This is a genomic window from Streptomyces canus (genome assembly GCF_001514145.1).
Lineage (GTDB): Bacteria > Actinomycetota > Actinomycetes > Streptomycetales > Streptomycetaceae > Streptomyces > Streptomyces canus.
Genome location: NZ_KQ948660.1, coordinates 105,489 through 124,259, shown reverse-complemented (window position 1 = coordinate 124,259; position 18,771 = coordinate 105,489). Strand labels below are relative to the sequence as shown.

The 18,771-nt window shown below is 70.4% G+C and carries 16 protein-coding genes and 1 riboswitch; of the genes, 15 read left to right on the top strand and 1 reads right to left on the bottom strand.

Going from position 1 to position 18,771, the window contains the following annotated elements:
• Positions 1-20 precede the first annotated feature (20 nt).
• Positions 21-707 (bottom strand): hypothetical protein, encoded by a 687-nt coding sequence (locus tag AQJ46_RS17335; RefSeq protein ID WP_059206451.1) that lies wholly within the window; start codon positions 705-707, stop codon positions 21-23.
• Between the two features lie 211 nt (positions 708-918).
• Here AQJ46_RS17335 and AQJ46_RS17330 point away from each other — a divergent pair, with 211 nt between their 5' ends.
• The 15 genes from AQJ46_RS17330 to AQJ46_RS17260 all read left to right on the top strand — a co-directional run bounded on the left by AQJ46_RS17330 (position 919) and on the right by AQJ46_RS17260 (position 18,762).
• Positions 919-3,096, top strand: a complete 2,178-nt coding sequence (locus AQJ46_RS17330) for an N-6 DNA methylase (RefSeq protein ID WP_059206450.1) — start codon at positions 919-921, stop codon at positions 3,094-3,096.
• A 94-nt stretch (positions 3,097-3,190) separates the two neighbouring features.
• A complete protein-coding gene (locus AQJ46_RS17325) occupies positions 3,191-3,766 on the top strand; it encodes a hypothetical protein (protein WP_059206449.1) in 576 nt (191 codons plus the stop codon).
• A 38-nt stretch (positions 3,767-3,804) separates the two neighbouring features.
• On the top strand, positions 3,805-5,295 hold the full coding sequence (locus AQJ46_RS17320; RefSeq protein ID WP_263972874.1) for a serine/threonine-protein kinase: 1,491 nt from the start codon (positions 3,805-3,807) through the stop codon (positions 5,293-5,295).
• Positions 5,296-5,441: 146 nt separating this feature from the next.
• The gene (locus AQJ46_RS17315) at positions 5,442-6,269 is read left to right on the top strand and encodes a glycoside hydrolase domain-containing protein (protein ID WP_059206447.1); all 828 of its coding nucleotides are present in this window, start codon (positions 5,442-5,444) and stop codon (positions 6,267-6,269) included.
• A gap of 144 nt (positions 6,270-6,413) precedes the next feature.
• Positions 6,414-7,061 carry a SurA N-terminal domain-containing protein gene (locus AQJ46_RS17310; protein ID WP_059206446.1) on the top strand — a complete coding sequence of 216 codons (648 nt, stop codon included), beginning with the start codon at positions 6,414-6,416 and terminating at the stop codon, positions 7,059-7,061.
• A gap of 145 nt (positions 7,062-7,206) precedes the next feature.
• The gene (locus AQJ46_RS17305; RefSeq protein WP_059206445.1) at positions 7,207-8,232 is read left to right on the top strand and encodes a nucleoside triphosphate pyrophosphohydrolase; all 1,026 of its coding nucleotides are present in this window, start codon (positions 7,207-7,209) and stop codon (positions 8,230-8,232) included.
• Positions 8,229-9,557: a cytochrome P450 family protein gene (locus AQJ46_RS17300; protein ID WP_079072316.1), complete on the top strand. Its 1,329-nt coding sequence runs from the start codon at positions 8,229-8,231 to the stop codon at positions 9,555-9,557. Before AQJ46_RS17305 ends, AQJ46_RS17300 begins: the two co-directional genes overlap by 4 nt.
• 192 nt (positions 9,558-9,749) lie before the next feature.
• Positions 9,750-10,739, top strand: coding sequence for a LysM peptidoglycan-binding domain-containing protein (locus AQJ46_RS17295; protein WP_059206443.1), 990 nt, complete (start codon positions 9,750-9,752; stop codon positions 10,737-10,739).
• A 205-nt stretch (positions 10,740-10,944) separates the two neighbouring features.
• Positions 10,945-11,112: riboswitch (cyclic di-AMP (ydaO/yuaA leader) on the top strand.
• A gap of 3 nt (positions 11,113-11,115) precedes the next feature.
• Complete coding sequence (locus tag AQJ46_RS17290) at positions 11,116-11,796, top strand: LysM peptidoglycan-binding domain-containing protein (RefSeq protein ID WP_059206442.1); 681 nt, start codon at positions 11,116-11,118, stop codon at positions 11,794-11,796.
• A gap of 292 nt (positions 11,797-12,088) precedes the next feature.
• Positions 12,089-13,375 (top strand): phosphopyruvate hydratase, encoded by a 1,287-nt coding sequence (eno, locus tag AQJ46_RS17285; protein WP_057610369.1) that lies wholly within the window; start codon positions 12,089-12,091, stop codon positions 13,373-13,375.
• Between the two features lie 100 nt (positions 13,376-13,475).
• Complete coding sequence (locus AQJ46_RS17280; protein ID WP_059206441.1) at positions 13,476-13,952, top strand: FtsB family cell division protein; 477 nt, start codon at positions 13,476-13,478, stop codon at positions 13,950-13,952.
• Between the two features lie 30 nt (positions 13,953-13,982).
• On the top strand, positions 13,983-14,513 hold the full coding sequence (locus AQJ46_RS17275; RefSeq protein ID WP_057610367.1) for a DUF501 domain-containing protein: 531 nt from the start codon (positions 13,983-13,985) through the stop codon (positions 14,511-14,513).
• Positions 14,510-15,451, top strand: a complete 942-nt coding sequence (locus AQJ46_RS17270) for a Ppx/GppA phosphatase family protein (RefSeq protein WP_059206440.1) — start codon at positions 14,510-14,512, stop codon at positions 15,449-15,451. The genes AQJ46_RS17275 and AQJ46_RS17270 overlap by 4 nt, the downstream gene beginning before the upstream one ends.
• A gap of 433 nt (positions 15,452-15,884) precedes the next feature.
• A complete protein-coding gene (locus AQJ46_RS17265) occupies positions 15,885-17,261 on the top strand; it encodes an NAD(P)/FAD-dependent oxidoreductase (RefSeq protein ID WP_059206439.1) in 1,377 nt (458 codons plus the stop codon).
• Between the two features lie 202 nt (positions 17,262-17,463).
• The gene (locus tag AQJ46_RS17260) at positions 17,464-18,762 is read left to right on the top strand and encodes an SAM-dependent methyltransferase (RefSeq protein ID WP_059206843.1); all 1,299 of its coding nucleotides are present in this window, start codon (positions 17,464-17,466) and stop codon (positions 18,760-18,762) included.
• Positions 18,763-18,771: the final 9 nt, after the last annotated feature.

The following is an 18,771-nucleotide window of genomic DNA, read 5'->3' as shown; positions in this document are numbered from 1 at the left end:
ACGGAAGCGGGTCGGCCGGCTCAGCCGGTCTTCTTCCAGTCCTTGCAGCCGTTGGTCTTGAAGTAGGCGTCCGAGGCGCTGATCCTGACGACGGCCGTGCCGTTGACGTTGTCGTTCGCGAGGATCGACTCGACGCCGTGCCCGGCGTCCTTGGTGCGCTCCCAGTAGCAGGAGTCGTCGGTGTTGCCGGTGGACTTGTAGGTGCCCGGGACTATGTCGGCGCCGACTGCGAACATTCCGCCGTCACCGGAGATCCGGGCGGCGGGGGAGCCCTGCGCCTTCTCGCCGACGGCCTCCCAGTCGTTGCAGTCGCTCGACTTGAAGAGCTTGTCGGTGGCCTTGAGTGTGACGTAACTGGTGCCGGTGACATTGTCGTTGGCCAGCAGCGAGTCCATCTCGCCCGAGGCGTCCTTGGCCCGCTCCCAGTAGCACATGCCGTCACTGTTGCCGGTGGTGCGATACGTGCCGGGCTTGATGTCCGAACCGACCTGGAAGTCGCCGTCCCCCGCGAACGCGGCCTTCTTCTCGGCGACCTCGGCCTTGCCGGTGTCCTTGGCGCCCTTCTTGCCCCCGGCCTCGCGCTCCGCGGACGCCGAAGAGCCCTTGTCGGTGCCGCCGTCCCCGTTGTTCCCGGCGTTCGCCGACACGACTCCGATGACGACTACTCCCACGACGGCGCCCAGCGCGACCTTGCCCTTCATGCCCATGGCTGTATCCCCCTCCGACGCGGCGACCACCGCTGCTCGGCGGTCGCTCGTTCGCTGGGTCAATGAGAGCAGAGCCTGTGAACCGAGTCAACACGATTCACAAGTATGGCTGTGTACACGGCCGTGAAGGGGTAGATCTTGCATGCATCGGTATGCTCGGCGTCACACGCGTGGCGCAGGGCTGGTGCGGTACGACGAGGGGAGCGGGCGGATGCAGGACAACGCGACTGAGGTGACCGCTGCCGGTATCGCACGGTTGGCCGGCGTGGGCCGCGCGGCCGTCAGCAACTGGCGCCGTCGGCACGCCGACTTCCCGAGGCCTGTCGGCGGCACCGAGACCAGCCCGTCCTTCGCGCTCGCCGAGGTCGAGTCCTGGCTGCGCAAACAGGGAAAACTCGCTGAGGTCCCCTTGCGGGAACGCGTCTGGCAGCAGCTCTCCGGCCACCCTGAGGGCCCGGTCACCGCCCTCACCCACGCGGGCTGCCTCCTGCTGCTGATCCACGACCGCCCGACGGTCTGGCTCGAGGTGAGCGCCGGCTCGGACGAGCGCCTCTCGAAGATGCTGCCGGGGGCGCTGCGGGAGGTGTTCACACCGCGATTCGGCCCCGAGTCGGCCATGAACAACGCGCCCGCTGTGAACACCCCGCCCGCCGTGAACACCGCAGATGTCGTGAATGCCGCACCCCCCGTCTCCGTCGCTCACGCCCCCTCAGATGCTCACACTCCCTCCGGCGTTCACACCCCCTCCGCTGTGAACACCCACCCCGCCCTTCACCTCCCCACCGGCCCGGAACTCCTCCCCTCCGCCCCCCTCCTGCGGGGCGTCGCCGAGCTGGCCGCCGAGTTGGGCGCCCGGCAGACCTTCGAGTTCCTGCTCGGCCGGCATCTCGACGCCAACCCGCGCCAGTACACGCTCACCCCCGCCGACCTGGCCGCTCTCATGGCCGACCTCGCCGGCCCCGCCCGCACCGTCCTGGACCCGGCCTGCGGCACCGGCGCCCTGCTGCGGGCCGCCGCCACCCGCCCCGACCAGGAGCTCCACGCCCAGGACAGCGCCCCCGAACTCGCCGCGCTCACCACGCTCCGGCTCGCCCTGCAGACCTGGTCCACCGTGCACGGTGCGGTCGGCGACAGCCTGCGCACCGACGCCCACCCGCGGCTGCGAGCCGACGCCGTCCTGTGCCACCCGCCGTTCAACGAGCGCAACTGGGGCCACGACGAACTCGCCTACGACCCCCGCTGGGAGTACGGCTTCCCGGCCCGCACCGAGTCCGAGCTCGCCTGGGTCCAGCACGCACTCGCCCGCCTCAAGGACGGCGGCGCCGGCGTCCTGCTCATGCCGCCCGCAGCCGCCTCCCGCCGCTCCGGCCGCCGTATCCGCGCCGACCTGTTGCGCCGCGGTGCCCTGCGCGCCGTGATCGCCCTGCCGGTCGGGGCGGCACCGCCGTACAACATCCCGCTGCACCTGTGGGTGCTGCGCCGCCCGGAGAAGGCGCCCGCGCAGCCGGAGGTGCTCCTCGTCGACGTGGGGCAGTTCGCGGGGGAGGGGCGCGGCGGGCCCGACTGGCGGGCCGTGCGCGAGGCCGTTCTCGACGCCTGGCAGGCCTTCGGGCGGCCCGGCCGTTTCACCGAACGGCCCGGACTGGCCCGCGCGCTGCCCGTCATCGAACTCCTCGACGACGATGTGGACCTCGCTCCCGCCCGCCACCTGCCACCCCCCACGGCGGCCGACGGCGCCGAACAGCTCACGGCCGTGCGCGAGCACCTGGGCGAGACCCTGCGCCTGACCACCGACCTCACCCCGCCGCGCGCCGACGCCGCGCACCCCGCGCGGTGGCCGCTCACCACCATCGGCGAACTCGCGCGCGGGGGAGCCCTGATGCTGCGCACGGGCGGAAACGGCGGCCACGCACGCGTGCCCGTGCTCACCGACCACGACGTCCTCTTCGGGGCCGACCCCTCCGGGACGCTTCCCGAGAGCGAGGAGGAGGCCGTACTGACCGAACCGGGCGATGTCGTCGTACCGGTGCTGGGCGGGGGCTCGGTGGCGCGCGTGATCGACGCGACGACCGGGGGCGCCGCCCTGGGGCGCAACCTCGTGCTGCTGCGCCCCGATCCCGCAGCGCTCGACCCCTGGTTCCTGGCCGGCTTCCTGCGCGGCACCGCCAACAACCGCCAGGCCAGCAGCTATGCCTCCACCGCGACCCGCCTGGACGTGCGCAGGCTCCAGTTGCCCAGGCTCCCGCTAGACGAGCAACGGCGCTACGGCGAACGCTTCCGTGTGCTCGACGAGTTCGAGCGGGCGCTCAGGCGAGCCGGCCGGCTCGGAGAGCAGCTCGTGCGGGGGATGTACGACGGGCTCACCGACGGAACGGTCGCGCCCGACTGATCAGGACGACAACGGTTCGGTACAACCCGTGACCGGTTGTCGGTATCGGCCTATACGCTCGAACCCCACATCGAATCCCGGTTCAGGAGCGTTCATGTACGGCCACGGCGCGGTGCCGCCCGCCCGCAGCTCGGGCACCGTCATCACCTTGCGCGTGCTGTTCGCCGCCGCCGGTTTCCTCTCGTGCGGCCTGCTCGCCTGCGCTCCGCTGTTCCGGATCGCCTTCCTGCGCGGGCGGTCGGTCGACTGGGTGCTGTCCTGGGCGAGCCTTCCGCTGTCCATCGCGTGTTTCGCGGTGGTCGGCTCACTGCCCGAGAGCGATCGCAGGACCGACGTCGCCATGTCGCTGGTCCTGCTCCTCGGCCTCTTCAGCAGCGTGTACTTCCTCGTGATGGACATCCGGGTGCACCAGCAGCGGCGGTTCGCCGGCCACCCGCCGCCCCAGGGCCCGACCGTCCACACCGGCTACGGCTATCCGCAGCCGACGCCGCCATACACGTCCACGCTCCTGCCGCAGCCGCCGGCTCCGCCGGTCGCCGCCCCCGGTGCCGTCCCGCCCCCGCCGCCGCAGCGCCCCGCGCCCGCCCGGATCGACCAGGTGCGCGCCGAACTCGACGAGCTCAGCGACTATCTGCGCAAGCACGACGGCAACCCCGAGGGCGGCAGGTGACCGTGGCGACAGGGCGGGTCGTCGCCGGCCGCTATGAACTGTCCACGCTCATCGGACAGGGCGGCATGGGCCAGGTGTGGACGGCGTACGACCAGCGGCTCGACCGGCGCGTGGCGGTGAAGCTGCTGCGCCCCGACAAGGTGGCCGGGCAGGAGGCCGACGAACTGCGCCGCCGGTTCGTGCGGGAGTGCCGGGTGACCGCGCAGGTCGACCACCCCGGGCTCGTCACCGTGCACGACGCGGGCAGCGAGGGCGAGGAGCTGTTCCTCGTCATGCAGTACGTCGACGGCGCGGACCTCTCCGACCATCTCGCCGAGCACGACCCGTACCCCTGGCAGTGGGCGGTCGCGGTCGCCGCGCAACTGTGCGCCGTCCTGAGCGCCGTGCACGCCGTGCCGATCGTCCACCGCGACCTCAAGCCCCGCAACGTGATGGTGAAGCAGGACGGCACGGTCACCGTGCTCGACCTCGGTGTCGCCTCCGTCATGGACACCGACACCACCCGCCTCACCCACACCGGTTCGCCGATCGGCTCGCCCGCCTACATGGCACCCGAGCAGGCCATGGGCGGCGCGGTCGGTCCGTACACCGACCTGTACGCACTCGGCGTACTGCTGCACGAACTCCTCAGCGGAGACGTCCCGTTCGCCGGCTCCACGGCACTCGGCGTGCTGCACCGGCACCTGTACGAACCCCCGCTGCCCGTGCGCCGCACCCGCCCCGAAGTCCCCGAGGCCCTCGAAGCGCTCGTCCTGAAGCTCCTCGCCAAGGACCCGCAGCACCGCCCGGCCTCCGCACAGGACGTCTACGAGGACCTGGCCCTGCTCCTGCCCGCGCGCGGGATGCCCACCGGAGCGCCCCTCGATCCCACCCGCCCCTTCCTCCGCCCGCACGCCCCCTGGCCGGACCGCGCGCGCACGCCCGCACCTCAGCCCGCCCCGGTCACGCCGGCCCCCGAGGCGACCGGGAAGCCGGACGTCGCGCGCGCGGTCGACGAGGTCAAGCGGCTCCTCGGCGAGGGGCGCATCACCCAGGCCGTCGACATCCTCGGCGCGATCCTGCCCGCCGCCGCCGAACAGCACGGCGTGAACTCCCCGGTCGTACGCACCCTGCGCAAGCAGTACGCCGCCACCCTCATGGACGACGGCCAGTATCGCCGCGCACTGCCCGAACTGCGCCGCCTCGCCGACGAACGCGCCACCGAGGCGGGTCACGCCGACCCGCAGTCCCTGCGCTTCCGCTACGACGCGGCCCAGTGTCTGGAACAACTCGGCGAACCCGCGGCCGCGCTGGCCGAATACCGCGCCCTGCTGCCGTACTACGAGAACCAGTACGTGGCCGGCGACCCCCAGCTCGCCCACGACGTCCGCCGCCGTATCGGCCACCTCCTGCTCGCCCTCGGTGACCGCGCCGCCGCCCACGACACACTCGCGCGGCTGCTGCACGACGTGGAGCGGCTGCACGGACCGGCGCACCCGCTCGCGGGGGAGGTCCGCCGGACTCTCCAGTGGCTGGGCCAGGTGCGCTAGGGCGAGCTGTCAGACTTTGCCGTGCCCAGAGGGAAACTTGTCCCCTTCAGGGGATTGAGTTTCCGAAAGGCAGAACCGGCGCTGGATACCTTTGCTCGTTTCGCCACGCACAACACACACAGCACAACCAAGGGGTGGGGTCGTCCATGTCCAGCCATCGGCAGTCGAAGAAGCGCAGATACCTCACGTGGGGCGTCGCCGGGGCCGCCGTGGTCGCCGGTGCGGGCCTCGCCGCGCAGAGCTCCATGGCCGCGACCACCTGGCCCGCGCAGAAGACGTACACCGGCCGCGCATTCGACACCTGTGCCGCCCCCTCCCTCTCCGCGATGAAGGCCTGGCACGGCGGCCTCTACGGCGCCGCCGCCGTCTACGTGGGCGGCAAGAACCGCGGCTGCTCCCAGCCCAACCTCACCGCCTCCTGGGTCAAGTCGGTCACCTCGGTCGGCTGGAAGCTCATCCCGCTCTACGTCGGAGCCCAGCCGCCCTGCCAGAGCGGCTCCAACCCGGAGAAGCTCACCGCCACCACCGCCGCCTCCCTGGGCGCGACGGACGGCGCGGACGCGGTGGCCAAGGCCTCCGCGCTCGGCATGAAGGCCGGCAGCCCGATCTACCTGGACATGGAGGCGTACGACATCACGAACAAGGCGTGCAACACCGCCGTGCTCACCTATGTGCGCGCCTTCGACAAGACCCTGCGCGCGAAGACGTACCGAGCGGGCTTCTACGGCTTCACCAGTTCCAGCGCCAAGGCGATCGCCAACGCGACCGACAAGACCGACCTGCCGGGCAACCTCTGGTACGCGCTGTGGGACAAGCAGAACACCACCACCGCGGACTGGCCCTTCGGTGCCACGCAGTACAGGGATCACAGCCGCGGCCACCAGTACCTCGTGAACAGCAAGGAGTCGCGCAACGGCTACACGATCACCGTGGACCGGGACGCCTGGGACGGGCCGGTGGCCATCACCGGCTGACGGCAACCACGCGCGCGTGGCGCGGCGGTGCCCGAAGTCCTGGTGAATCGTTGGTCGAATGGGTTGGCCAGAGCCGGTCCCCTGCCTACCATCGATCACCGCAAGACCTTGTGCACCGTCGCACAATCTCCTCGGGAGGCCTCCTTGCACCGCCGTCGTCGCACCGCGCTCGTCCTCTCCGCCGCGCTCGCCGCCGCGGCACCCCTGCTCACCGCGTGCGGAAGTGACGCGCATCCCGGCGCCGCGGCCGTCGTGGGCGGGCAGCGGATCACCGTCGCGCAGCTGGAGAACCGGGTGACCGAGGTGCGTGACGCGCAGCGGGAGGCCGTCACCGACGAGGCGCAGTACGCGCAGGCCATCGCCAAGACCGGCACCCTCACCCGCGACGTCCTGCACGGCATGGTCCTCGACCGGGTGCTGCACCGGGCGGCGGAGAACGCGGGCGTGTCCGTCACCCGCAAGGAGGTCCAGGAGCTGCGCTCCGGCCTGGAGGAGCAGGCGGGCGGCTCCAAGGGCCTGGAGAAGGCGTGGCTCCAGCAGTACGGCATCGCCCCGGAGCGCCTGGACGAGAACCTCCTGCTCCAGCTGGAGGCGCAGAAACTCGCCGGAAAGCTCGGCACCGACACCGGCGACCCCGCCTTCTGGAACGCCCTCAGCAAGGCGTCCAAGCAACTCGACGTCGACCTCAACCCGCGCTACGGCACCTGGGACGTCGCGAAGAGCACACGAGTCGACGCGAAGACCCCGTGGGTGCGAGAGGTCACGACGGCGGGGAGCGAGCAGAGCGCGTAGGAAGCGAGCAGAGCGCGTAGCCGGACCGAGGCAGCCCACACCGCGGGCAGCCCGCACGGCAGGCGGATGATCGTACGATCACCCGCCACCCCCCGCCTGTGGACAAACTGATCGCCCCGTCGGCGCCGTGCGTTAGCTTCGAACTGTGAACGCAACCGGCTTCGAGCCCGCCCCTGACCAGGACCCCGACACGGCGTCCGCCCCCGGCCGCATCGTCCTGCTCACCACCAGCCACCGCGTCGCCCCCGGCCTGCTGTCCTGGCCCGCCTGGCAGGCGCTGCACGCCGCCGACCGGGTCCTGTGCGCGGACGGAGCCCACCCCCAGCTGCCGTATCTGCGGGAGGCGGGGATAGCGGTCGACGAGACGTCCCCGACCGCTGAGGAACTGGTCGGAGCGTGTGCGGGCGGACACACGGTGGTCGTCGTCGCCACGGGCGAGGGCGAGCCGGCCCTCACGGACGGTCTGGCACGCCTCGCCGGATCCGGACGCATACAGATGCCAGAGCTGGAGCTGCTCCCCGCCTCCTACGACCTGCCCGGTGCCCGGCTCCTCGACCTCGTCCAGGTCATGGACCGGATCCGCGCCGAGTGCCCGTGGTCGTCCCAGCAGACTCACGAGGGCCTCGCCAAGTACGGCATCGAGGAGGCGTACGAACTCGTCGAGGCCATCGAGGAGGGCGACCGCGACGAACTGCGCGAGGAGCTCGGAGACGTCCTGCTCCAGGTCGTCTTCCACTCCCGTATCGCCGAGGAGGACCCGGACGCCCCCTTCTCCGTCGACGACGTCGCAGGCGGCATCGTCGCCAAGCTCATCCACCGTCACCCTCACGTCTTCGGCGACGAGACGGCCAGCACCCCCGAGGAGGTCAAGGCGCACTGGCTGCGCACCAAGGCGATAGAGAAGCAGCGCAGTTCGGTGACCGAAGGCATCCCCCTCGGCCAGCCCGGCCTCGCCCTCGCGGCGAAGCTGGCGTCGCGGGTGCGGATGGCGGGGCTGGACGTCCCGCTCCCGAAGACCGAGGGCATCGGTTACGAACTCCTCGTCCTGGCCGCCCGCGCCGAGGCGGAGGGCGTCGATCCCGAGGCGGCCCTGCGCGCGGCGGCTCGGCTGTACCGGGACGCGATCCGGGAGGTCGAGGCACCCCAGCCGCCGGATAACGTCAAGGAGTGACCGACCAGCCCCGAGCCAACCCCGCAGGCCCTGCGACCCCCGGCACCCCCGCGTGTCCTGCCGTCCCCGCCGCCGCGACTCCCGCCCCCGAGTTGTTCTCCTGGGAGTTCGCCACCAACCCCTACCCCGCCTACGCCTGGCTCCGCGAGCACGCCCCCGTGCACAGGACCCGGCTGCCCAGCGGGGTGGAGGCCTGGCTGGTCACCCGGTACGCCGATGCCAAGCAGGCTCTCGCCGACCAGCGGCTCAGCAAGAACCCGGCCCACCACGACGAGCCCGCGCACGCCAAGGGCAAGACGGGTATCCCGGGGGAGCGCAAGGCGGAGCTGATGACGCATCTGCTGAACATCGACCCGCCGGACCACACCAGGCTCCGACGGCTCGTCAGCAAGGCGTTCACGCCCAGGAGGGTCGCCGAATTCACGCCGAGGGTGCAGGAGTTGACCGACCACCTCATCGACGGGTTCGCGGCCACCGGCACCGCCGACCTCATCCACGACTTCGCCTTCCCGCTCCCCATCTACGCGATCTGCGACCTGCTCGGCGTCCCCCGCGAGGATCAGGACGACTTCCGGGACTGGGCGGGCATGATGATCCGTCATGGAGGAGGCCCGCGGGGCGGGGTCGCGCGGTCCGTGAAGAAGATGCGCGGCTATCTCGCCGAGCTCATCCACCGGAAGCGGGAAGCGCTGCCAGAGGAACCGGCCCCGGGCGAGGACCTCATCTCCGGACTGATCCGCGCCTCGGACCACGGCGAGCACCTCACCGAGAACGAGGCCGCGGCAATGGCCTTCATCCTTCTCTTCGCCGGCTTCGAGACCACTGTCAATCTCATCGGTAACGGCGTGTACGCCCTCCTCACCCACCCCGAGCAGCGGAACCGGCTGCAGCAGTCCCTGGCCGACGGGGAGAGAGGCCTCCTGGAGACCGGTGTGGAGGAGCTCCTGCGGTACGACGGCCCGGTCGAGCTGGCCACCTGGCGGTTCGCCACCGAGCCTCTGCGGATCGGCGGTCAGGACATCGCGGCCGGCGACCCGGTGCTCGTCGTGCTCGCGGCGGCGGACCGGGATCCCGAGCGGTTCGCCGATCCCGATGTGCTCGATCTGTCCCGCCGTGACAATCAGCACCTCGGTTACGGCCACGGCATCCACTACTGCCTCGGTGCCCCGCTCGCCCGCCTGGAGGGGCAGACCGCGCTCGCCACCCTCCTCACCCGTCTCGCCGACCTGCAACTCGCGGTGGATTCAGCCGATTTGCGCTGGCGTGGGGGGCTCATCATGCGTGGACTGCGTAGTTTGCCCGTGGAGTTCACGCCCGTCCGGTAATCGACCGAGGGGTCCGGCCTATCCCCGCGCGGGGCCGCGTAAACATGACGCGCCCTCAAGTCTGTGATCTTCACGTGATCTACGCGGCATTAACTTGTGACAAGTGATCGAACCCCTATACGTTCACGGACCAGCGCGGTGCCGTGCACCACCCGCCGCGCAGGTCCCTGCTCTCTCGGGAAAGGTCCCCTCATGCTCTCCGGGAACGGTCGTCACCGTCGCCCCCGTCAGGCTCCGGCTCTCCTCATCGCGGCCGGTGTGACGGGATCCGCCATCGCGATCCCACTGCTCGGGGCGACCGGAGCGAGCGCCGCCACCGGCACCACCTGGGACCGGGTCGCGGAGTGCGAGAGCGGCGGCTCCTGGAGCGCGAACGACGGCAACGGCTACTACGGCGGCCTCCAGATGTCCCAGGAGAACTGGGAGAAGTACGGCGGCCTCGAATACGCCAAGACCGCGGACCTGGCCAGCCGCAACCAGCAGATAGCCGTGGCCGAGAAGCTCCTCGCGGACCAGGGCATCGCCGCGTGGCCGACCTGCGGTCTGCTCAACGGTCTCAGCAAGGACTCGAGCTCGGCCGATGTCGACACGGGCCTGGAGAGCGGGACGCCCTCGGCCTCGGCGTCCGGCTCGTCGGAATCATCCGGTTCTTCCGGTTCCTCCGGTTCCTCCAACTCGTCGGGCTCCGAGGAGTCTTCCGGTCTGCTCGGCGCGCTGGACGGTTCGTCCGCGACTCCGTCGCCGTCGGCCACGCCCTCCAGCGGTGACGATGGTTCCGGCAAGTCGGACAAAAAGAACTCCTCGGGTTCCGAGGGCTCCGCCACGGAAGAAGCGCAGCCCTCGGATATCTCGCCCGTGGTGAGCCCAGAAGAGGACGAAGCGGACAAGTCGTGGCAGGAGGGCAGCTCTTCGGCCCTCGTGGACGTCGGCGCCCTCGGCTCCGGCAAGCACCGGGGCGGCAGCGCCGAGGAGAATGCGACGAAGAGCGCGGCCTCCTCCGCGGCCGGCCGCCATGCCGACCGCACCTACACCGTCCAGGAGGGCGACTCCCTCGCCTCCATCGCCGACTCCCTTGGCCTCGACGGCGGATGGCGCGCCCTCTACGCCGAGAACAAGGACCGCATCGGGGTCGATCCGAGCAACATCGTCGCCGGTCAGACGCTCGACACAGGGGCTGAATAGGGCTGAAAAGCCCAGAAAAACAGCGGGAGTTCACGTCACACTTCGCACCTAATGTCCACTTTGGTGAAAGTGTGGGATGAGTCTCAGAAGCCCTGATCGTCTTTGAAATTCCGCCGAACGCGTGTCTACGGTCGTGACCGCTCGGCAACCCGAGCCCCGTCTGTCGCAACGCCGAATCCTGCCAGCGGCCGTACGGGAACAGTCGTCGCGTCAAGCGCCGTAGGCAGGAGCGGGGGACCCAAGGTAAGCGCCGGGCCCAGCAGTTCACGCTGGACCGGCTTGGGGTGAAGCCGCGCACCGCAGGGTGTGCGACCGGGCAACTCAACCGGCCCGAACCCGACAGCTCACCTCGCAGGCGTCGGTGAGGGGATCCACCATGCTGTTTTCCGGTAAGGGCAAGCACCGTCGTCCGTCCAAGGCCACCCGCGCCGCCGCGCTTGCCGGTGTCACCGGTGTCGCCATCGCCGCCCCGCTGATGGCGGCCGGCAACGCCTCCGCCGCCACCGCCTCCGAGTGGGACACCGTCGCCCAGTGCGAGTCCGGCGGCAACTGGTCCATCAACACCGGCAACGGTTACTACGGCGGTCTGCAGTTCTCCGCCTCCACCTGGGCCGCGTACGGCGGCACGCAGTACGCCGCGCAGGCCAACCAGGCCAGCAAGTCCCAGCAGATCGCCGTCGCCGAGAAGGTCCTCGCCTCGCAGGGCAAGGGTGCCTGGCCGGTCTGCGGCACGGGCCTGTCCAGCGCCACGTACAGCGGCGGCAGCAGCTCGTCCTCGTCCAACAGCTCCTCGAACACGAGCAGCCGTTCGACCGAGGAGCAGAGCGCCTCCCGTTCGACCGACCGCCCGGCGGCCAAGAAGACCGTCACCACCCCGACCGGCAAGAAGGTCAAGAAGGGCGACGGCGAGTACAAGGTCGTCAAGGGTGACACCCTCAGCTCGATCGCCGAGAAGCACGACGTCAAGGGCGGCTGGCAGAAGCTGTTCAAGCTGAACAAGGACATCATCACCGACGCCGACCTCATCTACCCGGGCCAGCAGCTGCACCTGAAGTAAGACCCAGCCGAACCACAGCGCCCTCACATCCGTGTCCTTCATGATGAAGGCCTCGTGAGGGTCCCCCCCCGTCCCCACGGGCTCCCCGCTCCGGTGCGTGTTCCCCCGTACGCACCGGAGCGGGGTTTTTCATGTGCCGCCGCGGGACGTCTTTGTTCAGTTCAGAAACAATTTACTCTCGGTTCTGTCCACGGGGCGGTCCACACGGTGGCCGATCCCCCGGAGCCGGTTAGGCTCGGTCTCGCAGAACCCACCGCGGTCCCGGCGGACCGTGTCACACCCCAAGAAGGAGATGCTCGTGCCGTCCATCGACGTCGTCGTAGCCCGGGAAATCCTGGACTCCCGAGGCAACCCCACGGTCGAGGTCGAGGTCGGCCTCGACGACGGCAGCACGGGTCGTGCCGCCGTCCCCTCCGGCGCCTCCACGGGCGCCTTCGAGGCCATCGAGCTCCGCGACGGTGACCCGAACCGCTACCAGGGCAAGGGTGTCGAGAAGGCCGTCCTGGCCGTCATCGAGCAGATCGGCCCGGAGCTCGTCGGCTACGACGCCACCGAGCAGCGCCTGATCGACCAGGCGATGTTCGACCTGGACGCCACCGACAACAAGGGCTCGCTCGGCGCCAACGCCATCCTCGGCGTCTCCCTCGCCGTCGCCCACGCCGCCTCCGAGGCCAGCGACCTCCCGCTCTTCCGCTACCTGGGCGGCCCGAACGCGCACCTGCTGCCGGTGCCGATGATGAACATCCTGAACGGCGGCTCGCACGCCGACTCCAACGTGGACATCCAGGAGTTCATGATCGCCCCGATCGGTGCGGAGTCCTTCTCCGAGGCCCTGCGCTGGGGCACCGAGGTCTACCACACCCTCAAGAAGGTCCTGAAGAGCAAGGGCCTGTCCACCGGCCTCGGTGACGAGGGCGGCTTCGCGCCGAACCTGGAGTCCAACCGCGCCGCCCTGGACCTCATCCTCGAGGCCATCAAGGAAGCCGGCTACATCCCCGGCGAGCAGGTCGCCCTGGCGCTCGACGTCGCCGCCTCCGAGTTCTACAAGGACGGCAAGTACCAGTTCGAGGGCAAGGACCGCTCCGCCGCCGAGATGACGGAGTACTACGAGGAGCTCGTGGCGGCCTACCCGCTCGTCTCCATCGAGGACCCGCTGTTCGAGGACGACTGGGCCGGCTGGAAGGTCCTCACCGACAAGCTCGGTGACAAGGTCCAGATCGTCGGCGACGACCTGTTCGTCACCAACCCGGAGCGCCTGGCCCGCGGCATCGACGACGGCGCCGCCAACGCGCTGCTCGTCAAGGTGAACCAGATCGGCTCGCTCACCGAGACCCTGGACGCCGTCGAGCTCGCCCAGCGCAGCGGCTTCAAGTGCATGATGTCCCACCGCTCCGGCGAGACCGAGGACGTCACCATCGCCGACCTCGCCGTGGCCACCAACTGCGGCCAGATCAAGACCGGCGCCCCGGCCCGCTCCGAGCGCGTCGCCAAGTACAACCAGCTCCTGCGCATCGAGGAGATCCTCGACGACGCGGCCGTGTACGCCGGACGCTCCGCGTTCCCGCGCTTCAAGGGCTGACCCGTACAGGGCTAAGCCTTCGCCAGTCGTACGTACGTCCCCGTACCGGTCCCGTACCGTGTGCGGGGACGTACGCACGTAGAAGGGGAGGCGGAAGCCGATGGCTGTGAAGGACCGGGACCGTTTCTCCACCGCGACCAGGATCAGACTGCTCGGCGAGCAGACCGCGGCCCGTGTCTACCGCTCCCAGACCAAGCGACAGGCCCGCCGCTCCCGGCTGACCGGCCGGGCCGCGCTGCTCGCGCTCGTGCTGTGCACGCTGGTGGTGGCGCTGGCGTACCCGATAAGGCAGTACGTCTCCCAGCGCGCCGAGATCGCCGACCTGCAGCGGGAGAAGGCGCGGGCCGCCGAGCGGGTGGAGAGGCTGCGCGACCTCAAGGCGCGCTGGCAGGACGACTCCTACGCCGAGCAGCAGATCCGGCAGCGGCTGCACTACGTGATGCCGGGCGAGACGGGCTTCATCGTGGTCGACCCGAACGCGGCCAAGCAGTCGCACACCGACCTCGGGGCCGCGGACCGCCCCTGGTACGCGAACGTCTGGGACGGGGTCGACAAGTCCGACGCCTCCGACCAGTGAACCGACCGATGGACCGATAGAAAGACAGGCATGGAAACGCCTCCGCCCTCCACTCCGCGAACCGAGCCGACCGACGCGGACGTCGAGGCCTTCAAGCAGCAGCTCGGCAGGCCGCCGCGCGGACTGCGGGCGATCGCGCACCGCTGCCCCTGCGGTCAGCCGGACGTGGTGGAGACGGCCCCCCGCCTCCCCGACGGCACGCCCTTCCCGACGACGTACTACCTGACGTGCCCGCGCGCCGCCTCGGCGATCGGCACCCTCGAGGCGAACGGCGTCATGAAGGAGATGACGGAGCGGCTGCAGACCGACCCGGAGCTCGCGGCGGCGTACCGGGCCGCGCACGAGGACTACCTCGCCCGCCGTGACGCCATCGAGGTGCTGGAGGGCTTCCCGAGCGCGGGCGGCATGCCGGACCGGGTGAAGTGCCTGCACGTCCTGGTGGGCCACTCGCTCGCCGCGGGCCCGGGCGTCAACCCGCTGGGCGACGAGGCGATCGCGATGCTGCCGGAGTGGTGGCGCAAGGGCGCCTGCGTGTCCCTCGCAGAGGAGGACGCCCAGTGACCCGCGTCGCCGCCGTCGACTGCGGTACGAACTCCATCCGTCTCCTCGTCGCCGACTGCGACCCCGAGACCGGCGAACTGGTCGAGCTGGACCGTCGTATGACCATCGTGCGGCTCGGGCAGGGCGTCGACCGGACCGGGCGGCTCGCCCCCGAGGCGCTGGAGCGGACGTTCGCCGCGTGCCGGGAGTACGCGGCGGTCATCAAGGAGCACGGGGCCGAGCGGCTGCGGTTCGTCGCCACCTCCGCCTCCCGGGACGCGGAGAACCGGGACGAGTTCGTGCGCGGGGTCCTCGACATCCTCGGGGTCGAGCCCGAGGTCATCTCCGGGGACCAGGAGGCGGAGTTCTCCTTCACCGGGGCGACCAAGGAGCTCAAGGGCAGCGACCACCTGGCCAGGCCCTACCTCGTGGTGGACATCGGCGGTGGTTCGACGGAGTTCGTGGTGGGCGACGACCATGTGCGCGCCGCACGCTCCGTCGACGTGGGCTGTGTGCGGATGACCGAGCGGCACCTCGTGCGGGACGGGGTCGTCAGCGACCCGCCCACCGGCGCGCAGATCGCCGCCATGCGGGCCGACATCGAGGCAGCTCTCGACCTGGCGGAGGAGACCGTCCCGCTGCGCGAGGCGCGCACGCTCGTGGGGCTCGCCGGGTCCGTCACCACCGTGTCGGCGATCGCGCAGGAGCTGCCCGAGTACGACTCGCAGGCCATCCACCACTCCCGGGTCTCCCGCGACCGCGTCCGTGAGATCACCGAGTGGCTGCTGCACTCCACCCACGCCGAGCGCGCGGCCGTGCCCTCCATGCACCCCGGGCGCGTGGACGTCATCGCCGCCGGGGCCCTCGTCCTCCTGTCGATCATGGAGCGGATCGGCGCCGAGGAGGTCGTCGTGAGCGAGCACGACATCCTCGACGGCATCGCGTGGTCGGTCGCGTAGGACTCCGCCGAGCACCTCTGCTGAGCAGGGAGAACAACGAATGAGCGCGTGCGGGGGGCCCTTCGGGGCCCCTCTCTGACGTGTCGCCGGGAAAGTTCGTGAAGTTCTTCACAAGGAATTGGGCCCTGTCGGACGACGAATCTGGCCCGGTTGACCCTTCCGGGGTCCCAACACCCCTGTGAACACGTTCAAAACGGGGGGATGCGGACCTCGGGCGAGGGGTGTGCGAGGGGATTGCACGGCCCTCTCACAGGAGGGCTTCCGGCGCAGAGAGGCAGCTCACGCGGCATTGACAACGGGTCGCCCTACACGGTGGTTCCCCTCTGGCGCCATGACCTGGATCACGCGAGTCGCGGAGGATAACACACCCTCTGCAAGAGCTTGTGAAGGGGCGCACGAGCGACCCCCCTGGGGCGGGTGGATACTCGATGGCATGAGCACCACGGAGCGTCCCAGGATCCTCGTAGTAGGCGGTGGGTACGTAGGCCTGTACGCAGCTCGGCGCATTCTCAAGAAGATGCGCTACGGCGAGGCGACCGTCACGGTCGTCGACCCCCGGTCGTACATGACCTACCAGCCCTTCCTCCCCGAAACCGCCGCCGGCAACATCTCCCCGCGCCACGTCGTCGTCCCGTTGCGACGCGTGCTGCCCAAGGCGGAGGTTCTCACCGGCCGGGTCACCACCATCGACCAGGACCGCAAGGTCGCCACGATCGCCCCGCTGGTCGGCGAGGCGTACGAGCTGCCTTTCGACTACCTGGTGATCGCGCTCGGCGCGGTCTCCCGCACCTTCCCGATCCCCGGCCTCGCCGAGCAGGGCATCGGTATGAAGGGCATCGAGGAGGCCATCGGCCTGCGCAACCACGTGCTTGAGCAGCTCGACAAGGCCGACTCCACGACCGACGAGGAGATCCGCCGCAAGGCGCTCACCTTCGTCTTCGTCGGCGGTGGCTTCGCGGGTGCGGAGACCATCGGCGAGGTCGAGGACATGGCCCGCGACGCGGCCAAGTACTACTCCAACGTCTCGCGCGAGGACATGCGGTTCATCCTCGTCGACGCCGCCGACAAGATCCTGCCCGAGGTCGGCCCCAAGCTCGGCCAGTACGGCAAGGAGCACCTGGAGAGCCGGGGCGTGGAGATCTACCTCTCCACGTCGATGGACTCCTGCGTCGACGGCCACGTGGTCCTCAAGAACGGCCTCGAGGTCGACTCCAGCACCGTCGTGTGGACCGCCGGCGTCAAGCCGAACCCGGTCCTGGCCCGCTACGGCCTCCCGCTCGGCCCGCGCGGCCACGTCGACGCCCAGCCGACCCTCCAGGTCACGGGCACCGACTACATCTGGGCCGCGGGCGACAACGCCCAGGTCCCGGACGTCGCCGCCCGCAAGGCCGGGGTCGAGAACGCATGGTGCCCGCCGAACGCCCAGCACGCGCTGCGCCAGGCGCGGGTCCTCGGCGACAACGTGATCTCCGGGATGCGGGGCTTCCCGCAGAAGGACTACAGCCACTCCAACAAGGGTGCTGTCGCGGGGCTCGGCCTGCACAAGGGCGTCGCGATGATCGTCATGGGCAAGATGAAGATCAAGCTCAAGGGCCGTCTCGCCTGGTACATGCACCGCGGCTACCACGGTCTGGCCATGCCGACCTGGAACCGCAAGGTCCGCGTCTTCGCCGACTGGACCCTCGGTATGTTCCTCAAGCGCGAGGTCGTCTCCCTCGGCGCGATGGAGCACCCGCGCGAGGAGTTCTACGAGGCCGCGAGGCCCGTGCCGGCCGCCGAGCCGAAGAAGACCGAGGCGAAGGCCTCCTGACCGGCTCCGGTCGCTGATCCACCCCGAAGGACCTCCCGCCATCCGTGGTGCGGGAGGTCCTTCGGCGTTCCCGCGCCCACCGGGTGTACGTGGTTGCTGCATGTTTTTTCCCGGACGTAACCCGCAGAAGGGACTGCGCCCCGGCATGCCGCTGTTTACCCAGGTGGACAATTCCGGGATCCTCGTCACGGAGGTGTACGCCATGGCAGATGCCGCGCTGCGGCTCAGGGACCTCGTCGGACAGTTGCTGGGAGTGCCACTCCCGGTGCGGATCCGCGCCTGGGACGGTTCGGAGGCCGGCCCGCCCGACGCGCCCGCGCTGGTCGTGCGCAACCGGCGTGCCGTGCGCCGACTGCTGTTCAAGCCGGGTGAGCTGGGGCTGGCCCGCGCGTGGGTCACGGGAGACCTGGACATCGACGGTGATCTCTACACCGCCCTCGACCTGATCTCGGGGCTCGTGTGGGAGCGCGGGGAGGACGCCAGGACCCTCTTCCAGGCACTGCGCGACCCCGAGGTGCGCTCCGCCGTCCGCGGGCTCGTCGCCCTCGCCGGACCACCGCTGCCGCCCGCCCCGCCGCCCGAGGAGATCCGCCGGGCCCGCGGCCATCTGCACACCAGGCGCAGCGACAAGCGGGCCATCGGCCACCACTACGACGTCGGCAACGGCTTCTACGAGATCGTCCTCGGACCGTCGATGGTGTACTCGTGCGCCTACTGGGAGGCACCCGAACCCGACGGAACCCTGGAGCGCGCCCAGCGCGACAAGCTCGACCTCGTCTGCCGCAAGCTCGATCTGCGGGCCGGGCAGAGACTCCTCGACGTGGGCTGCGGGTGGGGCTCCATGGCCATCCACGCCGCCCGCGAGTACGGCGTGAGCGTCGTCGGCATCACCCTCTCCCAGGAGCAGGCGGCCTACGCCCGCAAGCGCGTCGCCGACGAGGGGCTCACCGACCGGGTCGAGATCCGGGTGCAGGACTACCGGGACGTCAGCGACGGACCGTACGACGCCGTCTCCTCCATCGGCATGGCCGAACACGTCGGTGCGGAACGGTACTTGGAGTACGCCGAGGTCCTGCTGAAGCTCCTCGAGCCCGGCGGACGGCTCCTCAACCACCAGATCGCCCGGCGCCCGCACCGCGACGAGTCGGCGTACGACCTCGACGAGTTCATCGACGGTTACGTCTTCCCCGACGGCGAACTCGCTCCTCTCGGCACCACCGTGACCATGCTGGAGCGGGCCGGGTTCGAGGTGCGGGACGTGGAGTCGATCCGCGAGCACTACGCCCACACCCTGCGCCGCTGGGTCACCAACCTGGAGGCGCAGTGGCAGCGCGCGGTCCGGCTCGCCGGGCCCGGGCGGGCCCGTGTATGGCGGCTGTACATGGCCGCGAGCGCCCTCGCCTTCGAACGCAACCGCATCGGCGTCAACCAGGTACTCGCCGTCAGAACCACCGAATCCGGCGCGTCCGGGCTACCGCTGAGATCCCGCACCTGGAACTGACTCCCGGGG

Coding starts and splice junctions, on each gene's coding strand:
- AQJ46_RS17335 (WP_059206451.1), bottom strand. CDS start 707: ATGGGCATGAAGGGCAAGGTCGCGCTGGGCGCCGTCGTGGGAGTAGTC.
- AQJ46_RS17330 (WP_059206450.1), top strand. CDS start 919: ATGCAGGACAACGCGACTGAGGTGACCGCTGCCGGTATCGCACGGTTG.
- AQJ46_RS17325 (WP_059206449.1), top strand. CDS start 3,191: ATGTACGGCCACGGCGCGGTGCCGCCCGCCCGCAGCTCGGGCACCGTC.
- AQJ46_RS17315 (WP_059206447.1), top strand. CDS start 5,442: ATGTCCAGCCATCGGCAGTCGAAGAAGCGCAGATACCTCACGTGGGGC.
- AQJ46_RS17295 (WP_059206443.1), top strand. CDS start 9,750: ATGCTCTCCGGGAACGGTCGTCACCGTCGCCCCCGTCAGGCTCCGGCT.
- AQJ46_RS17290 (WP_059206442.1), top strand. CDS start 11,116: ATGCTGTTTTCCGGTAAGGGCAAGCACCGTCGTCCGTCCAAGGCCACC.
- eno (WP_057610369.1), top strand. CDS start 12,089: ATGCTCGTGCCGTCCATCGACGTCGTCGTAGCCCGGGAAATCCTGGAC.
- AQJ46_RS17280 (WP_059206441.1), top strand. CDS start 13,476: ATGGCTGTGAAGGACCGGGACCGTTTCTCCACCGCGACCAGGATCAGA.
- AQJ46_RS17275 (WP_057610367.1), top strand. CDS start 13,983: ATGGAAACGCCTCCGCCCTCCACTCCGCGAACCGAGCCGACCGACGCG.
- AQJ46_RS17265 (WP_059206439.1), top strand. CDS start 15,885: ATGAGCACCACGGAGCGTCCCAGGATCCTCGTAGTAGGCGGTGGGTAC.
- AQJ46_RS17260 (WP_059206843.1), top strand. CDS start 17,464: ATGGCAGATGCCGCGCTGCGGCTCAGGGACCTCGTCGGACAGTTGCTG.